The sequence below is a fragment of the Aliiglaciecola sp. CAU 1673 genome, assembly GCF_029223185.1.
Lineage (GTDB): Bacteria > Pseudomonadota > Gammaproteobacteria > Enterobacterales > Alteromonadaceae > Bowmanella.
Genome location: NZ_JARHUG010000001.1, coordinates 417,911 through 435,882 on the forward strand (window position 1 = coordinate 417,911; position 17,972 = coordinate 435,882).

General features: G+C 51.0%; 16 protein-coding genes. 12 read left to right on the plus strand and 4 right to left on the minus strand.

Translation table 11 applies throughout. The features are described from left to right. The first annotated feature begins 104 nt into the window (after window positions 1–104). The 7 genes from P2G88_RS01735 to P2G88_RS01765 all read left to right on the plus strand — a co-directional run bounded on the left by P2G88_RS01735 (window position 105) and on the right by P2G88_RS01765 (window position 8,701). Window positions 105–1,970, plus strand: coding sequence for a methyl-accepting chemotaxis protein (locus P2G88_RS01735; RefSeq protein ID WP_275793888.1), 1,866 nt, complete (start codon window positions 105–107; stop codon window positions 1,968–1,970). Between the two features lie 168 nt (window positions 1,971–2,138). Next, window positions 2,139–3,047, plus strand: a complete 909-nt coding sequence (locus P2G88_RS01740; protein ID WP_275793889.1) for a hydrogen peroxide-inducible genes activator — start codon at window positions 2,139–2,141, stop codon at window positions 3,045–3,047. Between the two features lie 97 nt (window positions 3,048–3,144). Next, window positions 3,145–3,687 carry an RNA polymerase sigma factor gene (locus P2G88_RS01745; protein WP_275793890.1) on the plus strand — a complete coding sequence of 181 codons (543 nt, stop codon included), beginning with the start codon at window positions 3,145–3,147 and terminating at the stop codon, window positions 3,685–3,687. Further along, the gene (locus P2G88_RS01750) at window positions 3,680–4,348 is read left to right on the plus strand and encodes a hypothetical protein (protein WP_275793891.1); all 669 of its coding nucleotides are present in this window, start codon (window positions 3,680–3,682) and stop codon (window positions 4,346–4,348) included. The genes P2G88_RS01745 and P2G88_RS01750 overlap by 8 nt, the downstream gene beginning before the upstream one ends. A 3-nt stretch (window positions 4,349–4,351) precedes the next feature. Beyond that, window positions 4,352–5,260, plus strand: a complete 909-nt coding sequence (locus P2G88_RS01755; RefSeq protein ID WP_275793892.1) for a hypothetical protein — start codon at window positions 4,352–4,354, stop codon at window positions 5,258–5,260. Between the two features lie 269 nt (window positions 5,261–5,529). Continuing rightward, window positions 5,530–7,365 carry a choice-of-anchor I family protein gene (locus tag P2G88_RS01760; protein ID WP_275793893.1) on the plus strand — a complete coding sequence of 612 codons (1,836 nt, stop codon included), beginning with the start codon at window positions 5,530–5,532 and terminating at the stop codon, window positions 7,363–7,365. A 211-nt stretch (window positions 7,366–7,576) separates the two neighbouring features. Further along, window positions 7,577–8,701 (plus strand): beta-ketoacyl-ACP synthase III, encoded by a 1,125-nt coding sequence (locus tag P2G88_RS01765; RefSeq protein WP_275793894.1) that lies wholly within the window; start codon window positions 7,577–7,579, stop codon window positions 8,699–8,701. Between the two features lie 50 nt (window positions 8,702–8,751). Here P2G88_RS01765 and P2G88_RS01770 read toward each other — a convergent pair whose 3' ends face one another. Next, the gene (locus P2G88_RS01770) at window positions 8,752–10,920 is read right to left on the minus strand and encodes a malate synthase G (protein WP_275793895.1); all 2,169 of its coding nucleotides are present in this window, start codon (window positions 10,918–10,920) and stop codon (window positions 8,752–8,754) included. A gap of 135 nt (window positions 10,921–11,055) precedes the next feature. Then, window positions 11,056–12,000: a LysR family transcriptional regulator gene (locus tag P2G88_RS01775; RefSeq protein WP_275793897.1), complete on the minus strand. Its 945-nt coding sequence runs from the start codon at window positions 11,998–12,000 to the stop codon at window positions 11,056–11,058. A gap of 190 nt (window positions 12,001–12,190) precedes the next feature. On the opposite strand from P2G88_RS01775, the gene P2G88_RS01780 reads away from it, so the two are divergent. The 3 genes from P2G88_RS01780 to P2G88_RS01790 all read left to right on the plus strand — a co-directional run bounded on the left by P2G88_RS01780 (window position 12,191) and on the right by P2G88_RS01790 (window position 15,339). Beyond that, entirely contained in the window at window positions 12,191–13,777 is a 1,587-nt protein-coding gene (locus P2G88_RS01780) for an isocitrate lyase (RefSeq protein ID WP_275793899.1), read from the plus strand. A 194-nt stretch (window positions 13,778–13,971) separates the two neighbouring features. After that, entirely contained in the window at window positions 13,972–14,721 is a 750-nt protein-coding gene (locus P2G88_RS01785) for a glucose 1-dehydrogenase (protein ID WP_275793900.1), read from the plus strand. Then, window positions 14,722–15,339 carry a LysE family translocator gene (locus P2G88_RS01790; protein ID WP_275793901.1) on the plus strand — a complete coding sequence of 206 codons (618 nt, stop codon included), beginning with the start codon at window positions 14,722–14,724 and terminating at the stop codon, window positions 15,337–15,339. Here the strand turns inward: P2G88_RS01790 and P2G88_RS01795 are convergent. Further along, on the minus strand, window positions 15,316–15,735 hold the full coding sequence (locus P2G88_RS01795) for a hypothetical protein (RefSeq protein WP_275793902.1): 420 nt from the start codon (window positions 15,733–15,735) through the stop codon (window positions 15,316–15,318). The two genes, P2G88_RS01790 and P2G88_RS01795, sit on opposite strands and share 24 nt — an antisense overlap. Before the next feature lie 92 nt (window positions 15,736–15,827). On the opposite strand from P2G88_RS01795, the gene P2G88_RS01800 reads away from it, so the two are divergent. Together P2G88_RS01800 and P2G88_RS01805 are read left to right on the plus strand one after the other, a co-directional pair. Next, the gene (locus tag P2G88_RS01800) at window positions 15,828–16,778 is read left to right on the plus strand and encodes a chemotaxis protein CheW (RefSeq protein ID WP_275793903.1); all 951 of its coding nucleotides are present in this window, start codon (window positions 15,828–15,830) and stop codon (window positions 16,776–16,778) included. A 262-nt stretch (window positions 16,779–17,040) separates the two neighbouring features. Continuing rightward, window positions 17,041–17,865: a toll/interleukin-1 receptor domain-containing protein gene (locus tag P2G88_RS01805; RefSeq protein ID WP_275793904.1), complete on the plus strand. Its 825-nt coding sequence runs from the start codon at window positions 17,041–17,043 to the stop codon at window positions 17,863–17,865. A 13-nt stretch (window positions 17,866–17,878) separates the two neighbouring features. On the opposite strand, the gene P2G88_RS01810 is transcribed toward P2G88_RS01805, so the two are convergent. Beyond that, window positions 17,879–17,972 (minus strand): IS3 family transposase (locus tag P2G88_RS01810; RefSeq protein ID WP_275793917.1); only part of this gene is annotated, 94 nt, incomplete at its 5' end.

Below are 17,972 nucleotides of genomic sequence, written 5' to 3' on the forward strand. Positions count from 1 at the left end.
TTAATGAAAAGCTCTGCTGCATTCCTAGGATATGTAGTAGGGCTTTTTTGTTTACGGGTGTTTCCCCCCGGTTATGACTTAGGATCACAAAGCAGGTGTTGGTGATGACAATCAAAAACCGTTTATATGCCAACGGCGCCATTGTATTGGTCGCCATCTTCATGATGTTTCTGTTGCTGAGGTACGCCAGCGGCAATCTTTCCCGTTTGGCAGATGCAGCGGTTGAGGCCGAACAGCTTAATTCATCCATGTTGATGTTACGCAGACATGAGAAGGACTTTCTGGCCAGAAAAGATCTTAAATATATCGAGCGATTTGAGAAGGAAATGGCCAGCATCAACGAGCTGATAAACAGTTTGCGTGGGCATTTTTCGGCATTTTCCATAGCTACCGACAATCTCGAAAAGCTGAGTAAGACCTTTGCCAGCTATCAGCAAAGCATGCGGGAGTTATCGCAACAACAGCAACGTATTGGGTTAGACCATAAAGATGGTCTTTATGGCGCGCTGCGAGATGCTGTGCATCAGGTGGAAACCGAATTAGAGAAAGATCAGTCTTATCCAACCCTTGCTGGTATGTTGCAACTCAGGCGAAACGAAAAAGATTTTATGTTGCGCAGAGACAGCAAGTATATAGACACCTTCAACAGCAACCTGGCGAAGCTGAAGAAGGAAGTGCAATCTGCAGATTGGTCTGATGCCAGACGCAATATGGTCAATGGATTACTGGATGATTATGCCGCTAAGTTTTTTCAATTGGTCGACAGCGAGGTCCGGATCGGTCTTGATGAAAATAGCGGTATCAGGGGACAACTGCGAGCAACTATTCATACAACGGAAGAGGCCTTAAAGGCCACCACGGCAGATGCGCGGGAGAAAATTGCGGAACATCGGAGTTGGAGCAACGGCCTGGCTACGGTGTTGACGCTGATAGTTTCTCTGATTGTGGCCTTTTTGGCCTGGACCCTTTCCAGAAGTATTTTGCTGCCTATTCAGGCTGTGTGTGACACCGTTAACCGTATTCAACGAGACGATAATTTTACGCTTCAGGTGAATGTCGCAGGTAAACACGAATTGGCGACAATGGCTAAGGACGTCAACCAATTAATAGCGTCATTTCGTCATTTGGTAGTGGAGATAAACCAATCTGTAGAAATGCTAAGTAGCGCTGCCACCGAACTGGCGCAAAGTGCCGATAAAACGTCGTCGGATATGCAGATGCAACTACAGGAAACCGATATGGTAGCGGCTGCCGTCACTGAAATGGGGCATGCCATAAATGATATTTCAAGCAATACCGATATCACAGCCAGAACCGCACAGGAAAGTGGTCAGAATGCCGAATTGGGCGCGCAAGAAGTGACTAACAGCATCCAAAAAATCCAGTCACTTTCCAGCCAGTTGGCGCAATCGGCTACGGTGATTGCTGAGTTGGAAAAAGACAGTGAAGTCATAGGCTCGGTATTGGACGTTATCAGAGGTATAGCAGAGCAAACTAATTTGCTTGCCCTCAACGCTGCAATCGAGGCTGCCAGGGCAGGAGAGCAGGGAAGAGGATTTGCGGTTGTGGCCGATGAAGTAAGAAATTTGGCGATGCGCACACAAACCAGTACGACCGAGATCGCCAATATAGTGGAGAACTTACAGCAACGCACACGGACCATCGTTGGAATGATGACCGTCAGCCGTGAGCAGGGCAGTGAAAGCGCCCAACAAGCCGCCAGAGTGGGAGAAGTATTAACCAGAATCACTCAGGATGTGCATAAGATTATGGATATGACAACGCAGGTGGCTACTGCTATCGAAGAACAAAGTGCCGTCTCAGCTGATGTAAGCAAAAATATCGTACGTATCAGAGATTTGGCCGATGAAGCTAATCATGTATCTGATCACAATAAAGAAGCCAGCGATATGGTTGCTGAACAGGCGGCGAGACTGCGTATGTCAGTTAATCGGTATAAAGTATCTTGATTAGTATTGCTCAGACATCGGATGGTTAAACTTGGTCTGGCCAAGTCCCATCTGCCATCTTTTTGATCCCGGCCCGTTGCCGGGATTTTTTGTTTGAGGTCTTGTTTGATTTGTTAAATTGAACAATATTAAAAATGTTAATCGGTTTTTGTGGGGTACTAGACCAATATGAAATGGCCCAATCTTAAGCACTTACATTACCTTGTGGTCTTGCACGAGGAGCAACATTTCAACCGCGCTGCCCAGCGCTGTTTTGTCAGTCAATCGACATTGAGTACCGCTATCCAGAACCTGGAAGAGCAGTTGGGATGTCAGTTGCTGGAGCGCGATCACAAAACCTTCTTGTTTACGACCCTGGGGTTGGAAATGGTCGAGCGCAGCAAAGCGCTCTTGAATGCGGCTAATGAATTGCTGGAATACGCCGGTAGTGCCGGTGACTGGCAGGCTGGCAAGCTGAAGCTGGGGATCATTCCTACTATTGCCCCCTTTCTGTTGGAAGGGTTGATTGACATTCTGGGTGACGCACTGCCTAAGCTCAATCTGCAGTTGCAGGAGAATACCACGGCCAATTTGCTGAAGGAGCTGAACAATGGTGAGTTGGACCTGTTGATCCTGGCGCTTCCCATGGAGACGCCGGGCTGCAAGCAAATGGTCATCGGTCACGACCCTTTCCATCTGGTGGCGCATCCTCAAACCTGCAAATTGCTCCCTTCACCTATGGATTACAGCGCCCTGCCTAAAGACAGCGTTTTTTTACTGCAACAAGAGCACTGCATGACCGGCCATGCGGTCAGTGCTTGTGGTCTGAAACACAAAGAACAGGTCAGCGCCCTGGCCGCCAGCAGCCTGTTTACCTTGGTGCAACTGGCAAACAGTAAACTGGGGATCACCTTCCTGCCGGAGTTAGCCCTTAAAAGCGACATCCTGGCTCACTCACAACTGGTTTCTTATCCGGCTGAAGATAAAGCTTACCGGGAAATTGGCCTGGTGTGGCGCAGTGGCACCACCCGTGTGCGTCTGTTCAGACGTATTGCCGAGCTGCTGCAACCACTGATGCCAAAACCTGCATTGCAATAGCTGTAAATTTTTTTCTCAGCGGCCAAACTTTTTTTAAAGTCACCTCGACTTTAATAACAACAACGGAATTTGACACATCGACTAACAGGGGCGCGCCTTGTTCGAACAGACAGATGAGAAGTTAATAAGCAAGGCATTGGATGGTCATCAACGGGCATGGCTTAAATTAGTGCGCCGCTACGAAAAGCCTATTTACAACTACGGCTTGCGTATGACCGGAAATGCCGATGATGCCATGGATCTGATGCAGGAAGTCTTTATGTCGGTATTTCGTAATCTGGCGTCTTACCGTGCACAAGGCAGCTTCAAGAGTTGGCTGTTCAGTATCGCCCACTTTCGCTGTGTGGAGTTTTATCGACGCCGACGCCATTACCAACCCTTGGATGAGATTACCGAGCCGGTGGCCGAGGGGGATTGTGTCAGTGAGGTGCTGAATGCCAACGGACGAAAACAGGAGCTAATTGGCGCTATGCAGAGTTTGCCATTGGAGCAGAAAGCAGTGCTGGAACTAAAGTTTTTTGGTCAGTTTACCTTCGAGGAAATTGCCGCCCAGTTGGGGGTATCCAGCAACACGGTAAAGTCCCGGCTGTATGCAGCATTGGGTAAGTTAAAAGTGCAGTTGGAGGTGGATTATGTCTGATAAGCAAATGCTGTTTAGCCTCTATCTGGAAGGGCGTCTGACGAGCGCACAGCAGGCCGAATTCGATGCACTTTGTGAGCAAGATGAAGCGTTGGCGGCCAGGGTAGCCACTGCTGGTTGGGTTAAAACCCAAGCTGAACAATATCAGGAGCAACCCGTGCCGTCCTGGGATCCTGCCCGCATTATGCCCAGGGTGTCGACTGGGCAACGTTGGTGGCAGTGGTCTGGTATGGCACCGCTGTCTATGGCCATGTCGGTCTTTGCCTTGGCGCTGATACTGCTTCGCGTGGAGGTATTGTGGCAGAACGATAGCCTGACTATCAGTTTTGCCGGCAAGGGTCGGCAAATGGAAATCGAACAACAGGTAGCCAGTCAACTGGCTGACTTTAAAACCCAGCAAGAGAGCTTGCTGGTGCAAAGAGTTAAAGATTGGCGGGAGGAACAGCAGCAGGTTAACAGCCAGTTCGCCACCTATTTACTCAGCGCCAGCCGTACTGAGCGGCGGGAAGATTTTGCTGAGCTGATCAAATACGTGAACGAACAACGGGAAGATGATCAGCTGTTTTATGCCCGCCAGTTGAACCAACTGCAAGATGAAATCCAAACCAGCGCCGATGGCAGCGTAACTGCCCCCATCAGGACGCCAGAGCAAAAGAGGTAAGATATGAGACGTACGTTGATGGCCATTGCACTGACGGCCCTGACGGTGCAAAGCGCAAATGCAGCAACGGATTTGCCCGCACTGAATAAAGAGCTGCAGGTGATGTCGGGGATCCTGAATACGGTCCTGAAGCAGAATCGGGACAAAGAAGATATTCGTATTCGCTCACTGGATACCACCTATCTTGCCGGGCAAGGTGTGCTGGTGGATATCAATACCAGCAAACGTGGCCTTGGTTTGCAGTTTAACTTTGGCAAGTTGATGGAGGTGTTGCCAGTGGCACCGGTTCCGCCCGGTATGGATGATGGTGATTATGAATTTCATCTTTATATGGATGATGAAGTGGACGCCATCACCGAAGATGCCATGCGTATGGCCAAGGAAGCGCTGCAGGCCTCCTCAGAAAAGCTACGTGAGCTGCGGGAGCAGGAGCGGGAACTGAGTTGGGAGATGCGCGAATATGAGAGACGTCGTAAGGACCTCGAATTTGAACGCCGTCATGCCGACAAGGATCGCGCCAAGGATCTGGATGAAGAGAGTAAAGAGCTGGAAAAGGAACTGGCCAGACTCAAAGAGCGCCAACAGCAAATCAGCCAATATTCTACCGAGCTTGAAAAGGAACGTAACCAACAAGCCGAGCAGCAACGCAAAGCCAAACAAGCTCAGCACAAAGCCTTCCTGGCTTGGTTTGAGGAGAGCGTTGCCGATGTACTGTGTAAATATGGGGCGGGCTTGCGGGCTATGCCTGAAGGAGAGCATCTGTCCATTGCTTTGCGTGATTTCGGCAACGCAGAAGAGAGTAGCAAACAGGATAAGATCTACATCTTCAAGCGCCAGGACATCATGAGCTGTGTGACCGGTAAGCTGAATGCCTCCAAGCTCTTACAGCAGGCCAACACATACCTCTTCTAAAGCAGTTGGGGGGCTAGCCCCCCATCTTTTCCTCTGTTACCAACCTCTTAGCTGTTCGAATAGCCCTTTACATCCCCGCCAGCTTTACTGATACTGACCACAAACTGTCATGTTTTCAGACTAGGTTAGTACCCTTACCACAAACTGGTGAACATTGGCCCAGCCCGGTTGCCGTCTCAGGTTGCCGGAAAAGCATAACATCTGTGGCAAGGGTATATCGGGCCAAAAAATAGAACTTAGAAGAACTTAACAACTACCAAGGAAACGCTATGTCTGCGCAGAACAAGTTCAAGTATGGATTATTAGCCCTGTTTGTCGGCGCCGCACTCACAGGTTGTGGACTCGACGGTGACGATGGTGCCGTAGGGCCGGCAGGGGCTCAGGGCCCGCAAGGTGAGCAGGGTACGCCCGGTCAGGATGGGCAAAATGGTACCGATGCTTCGATGGGCGTCAGCCTGTCAGTGGTCGCCCGTGCGGCGCTTAACCCCTCATCACCGGCTGGGGCCGCCGAGATTGTGCAATTCCATGCGGCCACCAATACCATTTATGCTTTGAACAGCGCAACAGCAAATCCCAGCGTTTCTTTCATGAGCATTGCCGGGCTGCCCACAACGGCCATGGCCGATCCCATTAACACTGTTAACCTGGCACCTTCCAACCTGGCGCTTCGCACCGATGTAAGGGGTAAGACCCTGGTAGCGGCCAACAGTATCGCCATTAGCGGCGACATCATGGCCGTGGCTATGGTACCTGCTGACAAGGGCACCAAGGGTGAAGTGTTGTTTTACAACGGCCTTAATGGTGGCACGCCAAATTATGTGGCTTCCGTAGAAGTGGGCTATCTGCCCGATATGGTCACCTTTACTCCTGATGGCAGTAAGCTGATTGTGGCCAACGAAGGTGAGCCCCGCAGCGATTACTCTATGGATCCAGAAGGCTCTGTTTCTGTTATCGAGATTCTGGTTAATGGCTCACCCGAGTCCACTGCCGACCATATCACTTTCACCTCTTACAATGACAAAAAGGCCGAGTTGGAAGCCATGGGTATGCATTTCCCTAACCCAACCGGGCGTACCATCAACGGCAATGCGATCAATACCACCGTTGCCCAGGATTTAGAGCCGGAATACATCACTGCCAGCAATACCAAAGCTTATGTAACGCTGCAGGAAAACAACGGTTTGGCGGTGGTTGATTTAACCGATATGACGGTGACCATCACCGGTTTGGGCTTCAAAGATTGGAGCGACTACATGCTCGACGGCACCGAAGATGGCACTGTCAGCTTTGGTCAATACGACGATGTGTACGGCATGTATCAACCTGACTCTATCGCTTCCTATCAATGGAAAGGCGCCAGCTTCCTGGTCACTGCCAACGAAGGCGATGCCCGCGAATACTTCTTCAGCGCTACCGATGAAGCTGATTGTACTGCCAAAGGCGGTCAGGATTGGGATGACGACGATGGTTGTCTGGCGTTTTCTGAAGAGACCCAGGCCCGTCGCCTGAACTTTGCTCCCGGCAGCAATCTGGAAACCATTGCCGGTGGCGACCCGGAGGCTAGCAATTTTATGGACTTCCCCTTGGGCCGTCTGACAGTCACCGATGCCTTGGGTGATGCCGACGGTGATGGAGAATATGAAGCCCTGTACGCCTATGGTGCTCGCTCGTTCACCATTTGGGATACCAATGGTCTGGTGGTATTCGACTCAGGTGATGATTTTGAGCGCATTACCGCCTCTGTACATGGCAATGCCTTCAATAATGATAATGACGTTAACGAGGGGGACTCCCGCTCTGCCAACAAAGGCCCAGAGCCGGAAGCGCTGACCGTGGGTAAAGTGGGTGAGCGTACCTATGCCTTCATCGGTCTGGAGCGCATGGGCGGTATCTTCGTGTATGACATTACTAACCCTTACAACACGCAGTTTGTAGACTATGTGTTTAACCGTGGTCTGACCGAAGGTGCTACTCCTACGGGTGACTTGGCGCCTGAAGGTATGGTGTTTGTACCTGCGGCAAACAGCCCCAGTGGTAATGCGCTGTTGGTTGTCGGCAATGAAGTCAGCGGTACTGTTACCGTATGGCAAATTGCGCAAAACTAATTGATTATTTTGTTTTAAAAAGCGGCGCTTCGGCGCCGTTTTTTTGTTCTTGTTAAGCTCTGAAGAAGCGACCGATTCTGGGCTTTGGATCGCTGGCAGAAACTGACCACAGCTAACTAACTCCTCTGGTTTGCCCTTCTTCGGTGCAAGCCCATGACAATTCTTTCCTCAGCCGGTAAGCTAATAGAGTCTATCTATTTGGAAATTTCCCATGTCCCAATCTGTCGTCATCAGTGGCAGCGGTCTTTGGACCCCGCCCTTTAGTATTAGTAACGAAGAGTTGGTGGGCGCTTACAACGCTTGGGCCGAAAAATTTAATGCTAAACACCAGGAAGCCATCGAAAATGGTGCGGTGGCGGCAAAGCCCTTGTCTAGCGCTGAATTTATCGAAAAAGCCTCGGGCATTAAAAGCCGCTTTGTGTATACCAAAAAAGGCATTCTTGATATTGAGCGCATGCGCCCCTTGATCCCGGAGCGCCGCGACGATGAGCTCTCACAGCAGGCCGAAATGGCGGTAAATGCTGCTAAGCTGGCGCTTGAGGCAGCCAATAAGTCTGCTGCCGATATCGATGCGGTGATCGTGTCTTGTGCCTATACCCAACGCGCCTATCCCGCCATTGCCATCGAAGTGCAAAACCGATTGGGTATTAAGGGTTTTGGCTTTGATATGCTGGTGGCCTGCTCGGCTGCGACCTTTGGCCTGCATCGTGCCTATGAAATGGTTAAAGCAGGTACCGCCCGCGCGGTGCTGGTGATTAACCCGGAACTGACCTCACCTCAGGTCAACTACTGTGACCGTGACAGTCACTTCATCTTCGGTGACGTGGCCACGGCCATGGTGGTGGAGCAGGGTGAGAACTGCAAAGGCGAGCATGCCTTTGAAATTCTAAGTACCAAGGCTGTTACCCAGTACTCCAATAATATCCGCTCTAACTTCGGGTATGTGACCCGCGCCCAGGATGTAGAACCTTTCTCTGCGGACAAGCTGTTCCACCAAAATGGCCGCAGTGTATTCAAAGAAGTTTGCCCGATGGCTGCCGAGCATATTCTTGAACATATTGGCCAGCACGGATTAACGCCCGAGGGCGTGCGCCGCTGGTGGTTGCATCAGGCCAATATCAATATGAATCTGCTGATTGCCAAGCGTCTGCTGGGACGTGACGCCTCGGCCGATGAAGCACCTATCGTATTGGATCGCTACGCCAATACGGCCTCGGCAGGCTCTATGATTGCCTTTAGTCTGCATCATCAGGATATGCAATCGGGTGACTATGGCCTGCTGTGCTCCTTCGGTGCCGGTTATTCCATTGGTAGCCTGGTTGTCAGAAAGAAATAAGAGAGGAGGGAGGCATAAGGATTTTGATTCCTTATGCCTCACTTTGATTTTTACTTTTTAAGCGCCTTCATTTCTAAACGCTTCTTATGCAGTACCGGCTCGGTGTAGCCGCTGGGCTGGGAATGACCTTCAAATATCAACTCACTGGCGGCCTGGAAGGCGATGGTGTCGCTGTAGTTGGGACCCATGGGGATATATTCCGGATCATCGGCATTTTGTTTATCCACCAGGGCAGCCATTTTCAGCAATGAGGCTTCCACCTGTTTGATGCTGACAATGCCATGCTTAAGCCAGTTGGCGATATGCTGACTGGAGATACGCAAGGTTGCGCGATCTTCCATCAGCCCCACGTTATTGATATCCGGCACCTTGGAGCAGCCCACACCCTGGTGCACCCAGCGCACCACATAGCCCAGAATACCCTGGCAGTTATTATCCAGTTCACGGCCAATCTCATCGGCTGTCAGAGTACGGCCTTTTTCCATCAGCGGTACTTGCAGGATCTGGTCACGGCCATCGAATGACTCTTTGGCTAGTTCCCTTTGGATAGCGAATACATCCACCTGATGGTAATGCAGCGCATGCAGTGTTGCCGCAGTGGGTGAGGGTACCCAGGCGGTATTGGCACCGGCTTTGGGATGACCGATTTTCTGCTTCATCATCTCTGCCATCTGATCAGGAATGGGCCACATGCCCTTGCCGATTTGCGCCTTGCCGGACAGACCGGCAGACAGACCAGCCGCCACATTGGCGCGCTCATAGGCCTGGATCCAGGTCATGGTTTTAAGCTCGGCTTTAGGCGCAAAGGCACCGGCCAGCATACTGGTATGAATTTCATCGCCGGTTCTGTCCAGAAAACCGGTGTTGATAAAGATCACGCGCTGGCGCGCGGCCTGGATACAGGCGCGTAGGTTTAAACTGGTGCGGCGCTCTTCATCCATAATCCCCATCTTCAGGGTATTAGGCGCAAGTCCAAGCAGACTCTCCACGCCGTTAAACAAGCGGTCGGTAAAGGCCACTTCTTCGGGGCCGTGCATCTTGGGTTTGACAATATACACGCTGCCGCTACGGCTGTTTTTAAAACGGCCAAGGCCCAGTAAGTCGTGCTTGGCTATCAGGGACGTCACCACCGCATCCATAATACCCTCAGGCACGTCCTTGCCTTTATAGCGGATAGCAGGGTTGGTCATCAGGTGGCCAACATTACGCACCAGCATCAGGCTGCGACCGGACAGGGTCAGTTCACCACTTTGAGGAGCTTTATACTGGCGATCATCGGCCATGTCGCGCACTATGGTTTTACCGCCTTTGCTAAGCTCGGCAGTCAGGGTGCCGCGCATCAGGCCAAGCCAGTTGCGATAAACCAGGGTTTTGTCTTCACCGTCTACCGCCGCCACTGAATCTTCACAATCCATAATGGTGGTCAGGGCAGACTCCAACAGAATGTCTTTGATAGCGGCCGGATCGGTTTTGCCCACAGGGTGGGAGGCGTCAAATTGGATTTCTGCATGCAAGCCATGATGACTAAGCAAAATGGCCTCAGGTTTACCTTTGCTACCGAGATAACCGGCAAAAGCGCCGCTATCTTTCAGGGCGCTGCAACTGCCATCGGCCAGGGTCACTAATAAATCATTGCCAACAATTTCATAGGCAGTGGAGCCCACATGGGAGCCTCTTTCCAGCGGCGCAATATTGTCCAGCCATTGGCGGGCAAACTCGATTACCTTTTGGCCACGCACCGGGTTATAGCCTTTACCACGCTCGGCGCCATCGCTTTCTGCCAGCACATCGGTGCCGTAGGCTGCATCATACAGGCTACCCCAACGGGCATTGGCAGCGTTTAAGGCATAACGGGCATTGTTGATGGGTACCACCAACTGTGGACCGGCGAGGCGGGCAATTTCATCGTCCACATCGGTGGTCTCAATCTGGAAATCACCCGGCTGCGGCTGCAAATAGCCGATATCTTGTAAGAAGGCTTTGTAATGAGCGGCATCCAGGGTGGGATGCTCACGATGATAATTATCAATCTGTGTCTGCAGGTTGTCGCGCTTATCCAGCAATGCCTTATTCAGTGGCATCAATTCCTGCAGCAATGACTCAAAGCCTTGCCAGAATTCACCGCTGTCCACCTGAGTGCCCGGCAAAGCATCTGTTTCAATAAAGTCATACAGGCCGCTATCAATGCTGAGCTGGCCGATTTGGGTATAGGCTGCCATGGTCGGGTTCCTTCTTGCTTATCGGTGGTCGGAATGGGTTTAGCCGCACTCCGCGGATAAGGCCAGTCTAGACAGGTCCGCCCACTTTGTTGAGCCTATGGAAACTATGTTCAACATTCATCGTGTTTATAGTCCTTAGCTGCCTTCAAGATCCCGAGCCGTTTCCATAATCAGGCGGCGCAGCCAGATATGACCGGCATCATGCTGCAATAGTGCACTCCAGGCCATTTTCAGGGCGATAGGCGGAATGTCGAAAGGCGGCTCCAGAATAGCCATATTGGGATCATCCTGGTAAATCTTAGCAGCACGACTGGGCAGGGTGGCAATCAGCTGCTGCTCTTTGGCCAATTGCAGCGCCACATGGTAATGGCGGGTAAACACACGGATACGACGCTTACGCCCGAGTTTATTCAGCTCCACATCCACCCAGCCAAGCTTCTGCACTTCATTGGGGTCGATGCCTACACCCACGCCATAGCCGGTCTTACTTACCCAGATATGCTGGGCCTTGAGATAATTGTCCAGGGTAAACTGTTTAAGTACCGGGTTCTGGCGGTTGACCACACAGGAGAAGGTGTCATACCACAGCACCTTTTGGTGAAAGGACAGCGGCAACTCCTCAAAGCGGTTAATGGCCATATCCACTTTGCCATGCTCCACATCGTGGAAGGTTACATCACTTGGCGTGATCACATCCAAACTGATATTGGGCGCCTGATGGGCCAGTTCCCGCACCACCTCCAGAAGAAGGGTGGATTCGGCATAGTCGCTGGCCATAATCCGGAAGGTACGCTCACTGGTCAGCGGATCAAACTCGGTTTCCGGCTGAATAGCAGCTTCGAGGCGGGAAAGCGCATCACGTACCACGGGCTGCAGCTGCAATGCCCGCTGCGTCGGTGTCATGCCTTCGCTGGTGCGCACCAGAATCGGATCGCCAAACACTTCCCTTAAGCGCTTTAAACCATTGCTCATGGCCGGCTGAGTAATACTGAGCTGAGCGGCGGCTTTGGTGACGCTCAGTTCACGCATCAGTACATCGAAGTAGACCAGCAGATTCAGGTCCATCTTAGATATATTCATGGAATTAATGCCCGGTATGATTTTTATAAATTGGTTGAATTGTATGGTGCCTGGCTATGCTTGTCAGCAACAGATTCGCCAACAGAAATCTGCCGATGCGGCAAACGTGCCTTCCAAGGCCTGCCCATACCAATCAGCAAAGTGTGAACAGATGGGGCCAAGGCCCGCATTGAGAAAGATGGAGAACCCTATGTCAGCCCAAGATATCGCCAGCTTCAAAGCCCTGATCGAAAAGAACCGTACCTGGAGCGCCATTGATCCTGAATATGCCGCCCGCATGGCTTCACAGAACCGTTTTAAGACCGGTCTGGACATTGCCCGCTACACTGCATCCATTATGCGTAAGGATATGGCTGAATACGATGCCGATCCAGCTGCTTACACTCAGTCGCTGGGGTGCTGGCACGGTTTTATCGGTCAGCAGAAGCTGATTGCCATTAAAAAGCACCATGGCACCACTAACAAGCGCTATTTGTACTTGTCTGGCTGGATGATTGCCGCGCTGCGTAGCGAATTCGGTCCTCTGCCGGATCAGTCCATGCACGAAAAATCTGCGGTACCTGCACTGATTGAAGAGCTGTACACCTTCCTGCGTCAGGCCGATGCCCGTGAGTTGGGTGGTTTGTACCGTCAATTAGATGCGGCCCGTGCCGAAGGCAACGAAGCCAAGGCCGCCAATATTCAAAGCCAGATCGATAACCACCAGACCCATGTGGTGCCGATTATCGCCGATATCGATGCCGGTTTTGGAAACGAAGAAGCCACTTACTTGCTGGCCAAGAAAATGATTGAAGCCGGTGCCTGTGCAATTCAGATTGAAAACCAGGTATCCGATGAAAAGCAATGTGGTCACCAGGATGGCAAGGTAACGGTTCCTCACGCTGACTTCCTGGCCAAGATCAACGCCGTGCGTTATGCCTTCCTGGAACTGGGAGTGGAAGAGGGTGTGATTGTCGCCCGTACCGACTCTCTGGGCGCCGGTTTGACCAAACAGATCGCCGTGACTAATGCGCCTGGCGATCTGGGTGATAAGTACAACAGCTTCCTGGACGGTGACTACATCAACAGTGCCGAAGACATTCAAAACGGTGATGTTGTGGTTAAAGCCAATGGCAAGCTGCTGAAGCCCAAGCGTCTGCCTTCCGGTTTGTTCCAGTTCAAGAAAGGCTCTGGCGAAGATCGCGTGGTGCTGGACTGTATCACCAGTTTGCAAAACGGTGCGGATCTGCTGTGGATTGAAACCGAGAAGCCGCATATCGGCCAGATTGCCGGCATGGTCAAGCGTATCCGTGAAGCGGTACCTAATGCCAAGCTGGTGTACAACAACAGCCCGTCCTTTAACTGGACACTGAACTTCCGTCAGCAGGTATTCGATGCCTGGACCGAGCAGGGTAAGGACTTAAGTGGTTATGATCGCGCCAGCCTGATGAGCGCCGAGTATGACAGTTCAGAATTGGCGCAGGAAGCCGACGCCAGGATTCGCAGCTTCCAGCGTGATGCTGCCCGAGAAGCCGGTATTTTCCACCACCTGATCACACTGCCGACTTACCACACTGCGGCCCTGTCTACCGACAACCTGGCCAAAGGCTACTTCGGCGATGAAGGTATGCTGGCTTACGTACAAGGTGTACAGCGTCGCGAAATCCGCGAAGGGATCGCCTGCGTTAAGCACCAGAATATGGCCGGCTCCGATATCGGTGATGATCACAAAGAGTACTTCTCTGGTGATGCGGCACTGAAAGCTTCTGGTAAAGACAACACCATGAACCAGTTCTAATCGAACTTTAAAGAACAAAGCCGGGTCCGCCCGGCTTTCTTTTTTCTTTTAAAGATATAACCACAGAGACACGAAGAGCACAGAGGATTGAAAAGATTAAGCTCTCTGTGCCCTCTATGCCTCTGTGGTAAGACTTTCTGGAGCGCCAAAGCTGTCATACTGGTGGCGAAGCTTAAAAGAAAAGGACGTAATGCATGACACAACCCGTGGTGCTGATTACCGGTGCCGGTCGCGGAATCGGCGCGGCAACGGCCAAATTGCTCGCGCAGCAAGGTTATTTTGTTGTGATTAACTATGTGCATGATGAAGACAGTGCACAAAAGCTGTTGGCCGATATCCGGTCCGGTGGCGGTCAGGCCATGTTGGTTCGGGCCGATCTTGGCGAGGAAGCCCAGATACTGGCCATGTTTGCGCAAATTGATAGCCACTGCGGCCGCCTGGACGCGCTGGTCAACAATGCCGGTATCTTAATGACCCAATCCCCTGTGGTGGAATTAACCAATGTCCGCTTGGAGCGGGTGTTTAAGGTGAATGTGATCGGCGCTTTTCTGTGTTGCCGCGAGGCGGTAAAGCGCATGTCCAGCTTATCAGGTGGGCAGGGCGGGGCCATAGTCAATGTCTCTTCGGTGGCGGCCCGTACCGGATCGCCGGGGGAATATGTGGATTATGCTGCCTCCAAGGGGGCTATCGACAGCCTTACCAGGGGATTGGCGTTGGAGGTGGCGGGACAGGGTATCAGGGTAAATGCCGTACGCCCCGGCTTTATCCATACCGGCATTCATGCCGATGGTGGTGAGCCTGATCGTGTTAAGCGTTTGGCGCCCCGTATTCCTTTGGGCCGTGGTGGTGAACCTGCCGAGGTGGCCGAGGCCATTGCCTGGCTGCTTTCAGATAAAGCGTCTTATGCCACAGGCACCATTATCGACTTAGCGGGTGGCATCTAGATGGAATCGCTGCTTTCGTTGATGCTCTTTACCGCGCTTATACTGGGTTCACCCGGACCCGCTCCCATTGCCCTGGCTATGGTGGGCTTGAGCTTTGGTGTTAGGGCCGGTGTGCCTTTTCTGGCCGGGATCCTCTGCGGTTTGCTGGTGGCAATGCTGACCGCCTATTGGGGATTGGTGCAGTTGTTTGCGCTTTGGCCTGGTGCACAGATAATCGCCCAACTAATCGGGGCCTTGTACCTGGGCTATGTGGCGTTGAAGATAGCCCGAATGCCGGCGCCTGATCCTGACAATCAAGGTCAGTCAGCGCCGGGTTTTAAAGTGGGATTTATCTTTAATCTATTGAATCCCAAGGCCTACGCCGCGTTTCTAGCCATCTTTTCCAGCTTCGCACTGGAAAATACCGAGGCTTATTCGGTAGCCTGGTTGCCTTTAGCGGCGGTGATGCTAAGTGCAACCCTGGTGGACAGCCTATGGCTCGGTCTGGGCGGTTTGCTGGGTCCCAGGCTTAGCAATCCCACTTACCATAAGCGTCTGCGCCAGGGATTTGCACTCTCCTTGCTGATGCTCCTGACGTTGGGGTTGTTCCGTGCACTACAGACCCATCAGGGTCTTTAGCACGGCGATTTCCATATAGCCTTCCTGTGCGAAACGGTTGAGGTCTTCAGTGCTTAACTCGCCCTTAAAGCGCTCTGTCGGAACGACCCTGGTATCCGAGGTAAAAAACACCCGGATCAGGCTACCGCCTTCTTTGTCTTCACTGCCAAGTAAGGCGAAATGGCTGTGACCCAGTTGCTCACCGATGCTGATAGCGGCCTGAAGGACAGCGAAGGGCACTTTTTGTTGATTGCCTTCCGATACCACCAATAGCAGAGAGTAATCTTCGCCGCGTTCCTGCTCCTGGATCACCATGCGTAAGGTCTCATCATCGATAAAATTGCTGTATAGGTTGGTGGCTGACAGGAAGCTGGAAAAGCTAAGAAGCAGTGCTGCGAATAAGGTGCGAAATTGCATGGGGGTTTCCATTTAAGTGCTGTATTGGCGGTGGCGTTCAGTAATCCCCGCGATTATCATTAAATTTTTGACTTGAACCCTTCTGTACCCTGATGACCAAGATCCTTGATTCCGTCGATCAACGCACCAAATTAGTAGGTGAAAACCGGCTGGAACTGCTGATGTTCAGGCTCAACTCGCGTCAGATCTTCGCTATCAATGTGTTTAAGGTCAAGGAAGTCATTACTCGCCCGCCGATGAATAAAATGCCGGGCAGCCATCCAAGTCTTTGCGGCATTATCAACTACCGTGGTAAATCGGTGCCGGTCATCGATATGCGTGCAGCCATCCGTATGCCTGCCAAGGCTGAGGATCCGGCCGGCGGTAATGTGATTATCACCGAGTACAACCGCACTGTGCAGGGCTTTTTGATTGGCTCTGTGATCAATATCGTCAACACTTCCTGGTCGGATATTATGCCCCCTCCGAGTACCGCGGGAAGAAAACATTTTCTTACCGCCATCACCCACTATGAGCATGAAGGACGCCAGGAAATCGTCGAGATAGTGGATGTGGAAAAAGTGCTGGCGGATATCATCTCCTATGATGTGGAGATATCGGAGGAAGTTCTAGAAGATGAAGTGACGCCGCTATTAAGAGGCAAGAAAGTCCTGATCGTGGATGACTCCAGTACGGCCCGCAATCAAATTCGCGAGACTCTGCAACAGGTGGGGCTGCAAGTGATTGAGCGTCAGGACGGCTTACAAGCCCTGAAGCTGCTGCAAAGCTGGGCGGATGAGGGCAAAACCGTAACCGACGAAATCCTGATGATGTTTACCGATGCGGAAATGCCGGAGATGGACGGCTATCGTCTGACCGCTGAGGTGCGAAACGACCCGCGTATGAGCAATCTCTTTATCTGCCTTAATACGTCGTTAAGCGGCAGCTTTAACCAGGCCATGGTAGAGAAGGTGGGCTGCGACCGATTTATTTCGAAATTCCAGCCGGATTTGCTGGTGCAAACCGCGCAGGAGCGGATGCGTCAGTTGATTAAGCTGGACTAATCGGTAGTGGCTTATATCCCATCTGATACTTTTTCTAGACGGTTTAGGCTAAATCTGACAGGTAGCAAGGGGCCATAGACGACAGTCGCGTTAAAGCCTACTTTGCTTTTATTGAAGATAAGGGGCAATCTGGATAGGAAAACTGGATGAGGTCTGTTTATCACGCTCTTTTTTATAACCAACGTATTAGCTTAAAGTACTGGTTTTGAAGTTTGGATGTTAATGTATACAGGCACTTTGATTGTGGAAAAGGAAGTTATTAATGACAAAGAAAGTCTTTATTAGTTATGCGCATAAAGATGAAGCATTCAGAGAAGAGCTTGAAGATCACCTGTCGATGCTTAAAAGGGATAAGTTAATCTCTGTTTGGCATGACCGAAAAATCGATGCCGGAGATAAATGGAAAAACGATATCGATGAAAACCTAGAAAGTGCGGACATCATTCTGTTTTTGATCAGTTCTAAATTTCTAGGGTCTGAATATTGTATGGACATAGAAGTAGCAAGAGCTATTGAAAAGGAGAAGGAAGGCTCAGCAAAACTTATTCCCATCATAATACGACCTGTAGATTGGGAGTCTTCTGATTTATCACAATTTCAGGCACTTCCCAAGGATGCATTGGCAATCACTAGCTGGAGCAACCAAGATGAGGCTTGGGTCGATGTAACTAAGAAATTAAGATCCATAATGACCCAGTTTGTTCCCAACATTGTACCTGTGCAAAATGAGCTTAAGTTTTCCGATAATATAAGGGTGTCTGAAAGTACATTAGAATGGTTGAACTCAACTGAGATATCTTTTTCACATAGAAGTGTCGACACTGTGAAACTGGATGACGTCTTTGTCTGGCCTGATCTGCTACTGGACCAAGATGTTAAAGAAATTGAAATTATTGAATCCAAAAAACTAGCCTCACAGAAAGGGCGTTATTTTTTGACTGGAGAAGAACAGCAAGGCAAGACGACACTGCTGAAGGCTCTATATAAACAAGCCCTATTGAATAGTGTTATTCCAATTTATATTGACGCAAGAGATCTCAAAAAATCTGATTTAAAATCATTAGTAGATACTGATCTGCACCAGTAAAAGTGGACACCGGTTAAGCTGCTAGTTTTTTCTCATAGTTTTCCGGGCTCAGGTAGCCCAGAGCACTGTGCCTTCTTTGCCGGTTGTAATCAACTTCAATGTACTCG

What these genes read in the sequence shown, in the direction of transcription:
- P2G88_RS01735 (WP_275793888.1), top strand. Translation starts at nt 105, where the DNA reads ATGACAATCAAAAACCGTTTATATGCCAACGGCGCCATTGTATTGGTC.
- P2G88_RS01740 (WP_275793889.1), top strand. Translation starts at nt 2,139, where the DNA reads ATGAAATGGCCCAATCTTAAGCACTTACATTACCTTGTGGTCTTGCAC.
- P2G88_RS01750 (WP_275793891.1), top strand. Translation starts at nt 3,680, where the DNA reads ATGTCTGATAAGCAAATGCTGTTTAGCCTCTATCTGGAAGGGCGTCTG.
- P2G88_RS01755 (WP_275793892.1), top strand. Translation starts at nt 4,352, where the DNA reads ATGAGACGTACGTTGATGGCCATTGCACTGACGGCCCTGACGGTGCAA.
- P2G88_RS01760 (WP_275793893.1), top strand. Translation starts at nt 5,530, where the DNA reads ATGTCTGCGCAGAACAAGTTCAAGTATGGATTATTAGCCCTGTTTGTC.
- P2G88_RS01765 (WP_275793894.1), top strand. Translation starts at nt 7,577, where the DNA reads ATGTCCCAATCTGTCGTCATCAGTGGCAGCGGTCTTTGGACCCCGCCC.
- P2G88_RS01770 (WP_275793895.1), bottom strand. Translation starts at nt 10,920, where the DNA reads ATGGCAGCCTATACCCAAATCGGCCAGCTCAGCATTGATAGCGGCCTG.
- P2G88_RS01775 (WP_275793897.1), bottom strand. Translation starts at nt 12,000, where the DNA reads ATGAATATATCTAAGATGGACCTGAATCTGCTGGTCTACTTCGATGTA.
- P2G88_RS01780 (WP_275793899.1), top strand. Translation starts at nt 12,191, where the DNA reads ATGTCAGCCCAAGATATCGCCAGCTTCAAAGCCCTGATCGAAAAGAAC.
- P2G88_RS01785 (WP_275793900.1), top strand. Translation starts at nt 13,972, where the DNA reads ATGACACAACCCGTGGTGCTGATTACCGGTGCCGGTCGCGGAATCGGC.
- P2G88_RS01790 (WP_275793901.1), top strand. Translation starts at nt 14,722, where the DNA reads ATGGAATCGCTGCTTTCGTTGATGCTCTTTACCGCGCTTATACTGGGT.
- P2G88_RS01795 (WP_275793902.1), bottom strand. Translation starts at nt 15,735, where the DNA reads ATGCAATTTCGCACCTTATTCGCAGCACTGCTTCTTAGCTTTTCCAGC.
- P2G88_RS01800 (WP_275793903.1), top strand. Translation starts at nt 15,828, where the DNA reads ATGACCAAGATCCTTGATTCCGTCGATCAACGCACCAAATTAGTAGGT.
- P2G88_RS01805 (WP_275793904.1), top strand. Translation starts at nt 17,041, where the DNA reads ATGACAAAGAAAGTCTTTATTAGTTATGCGCATAAAGATGAAGCATTC.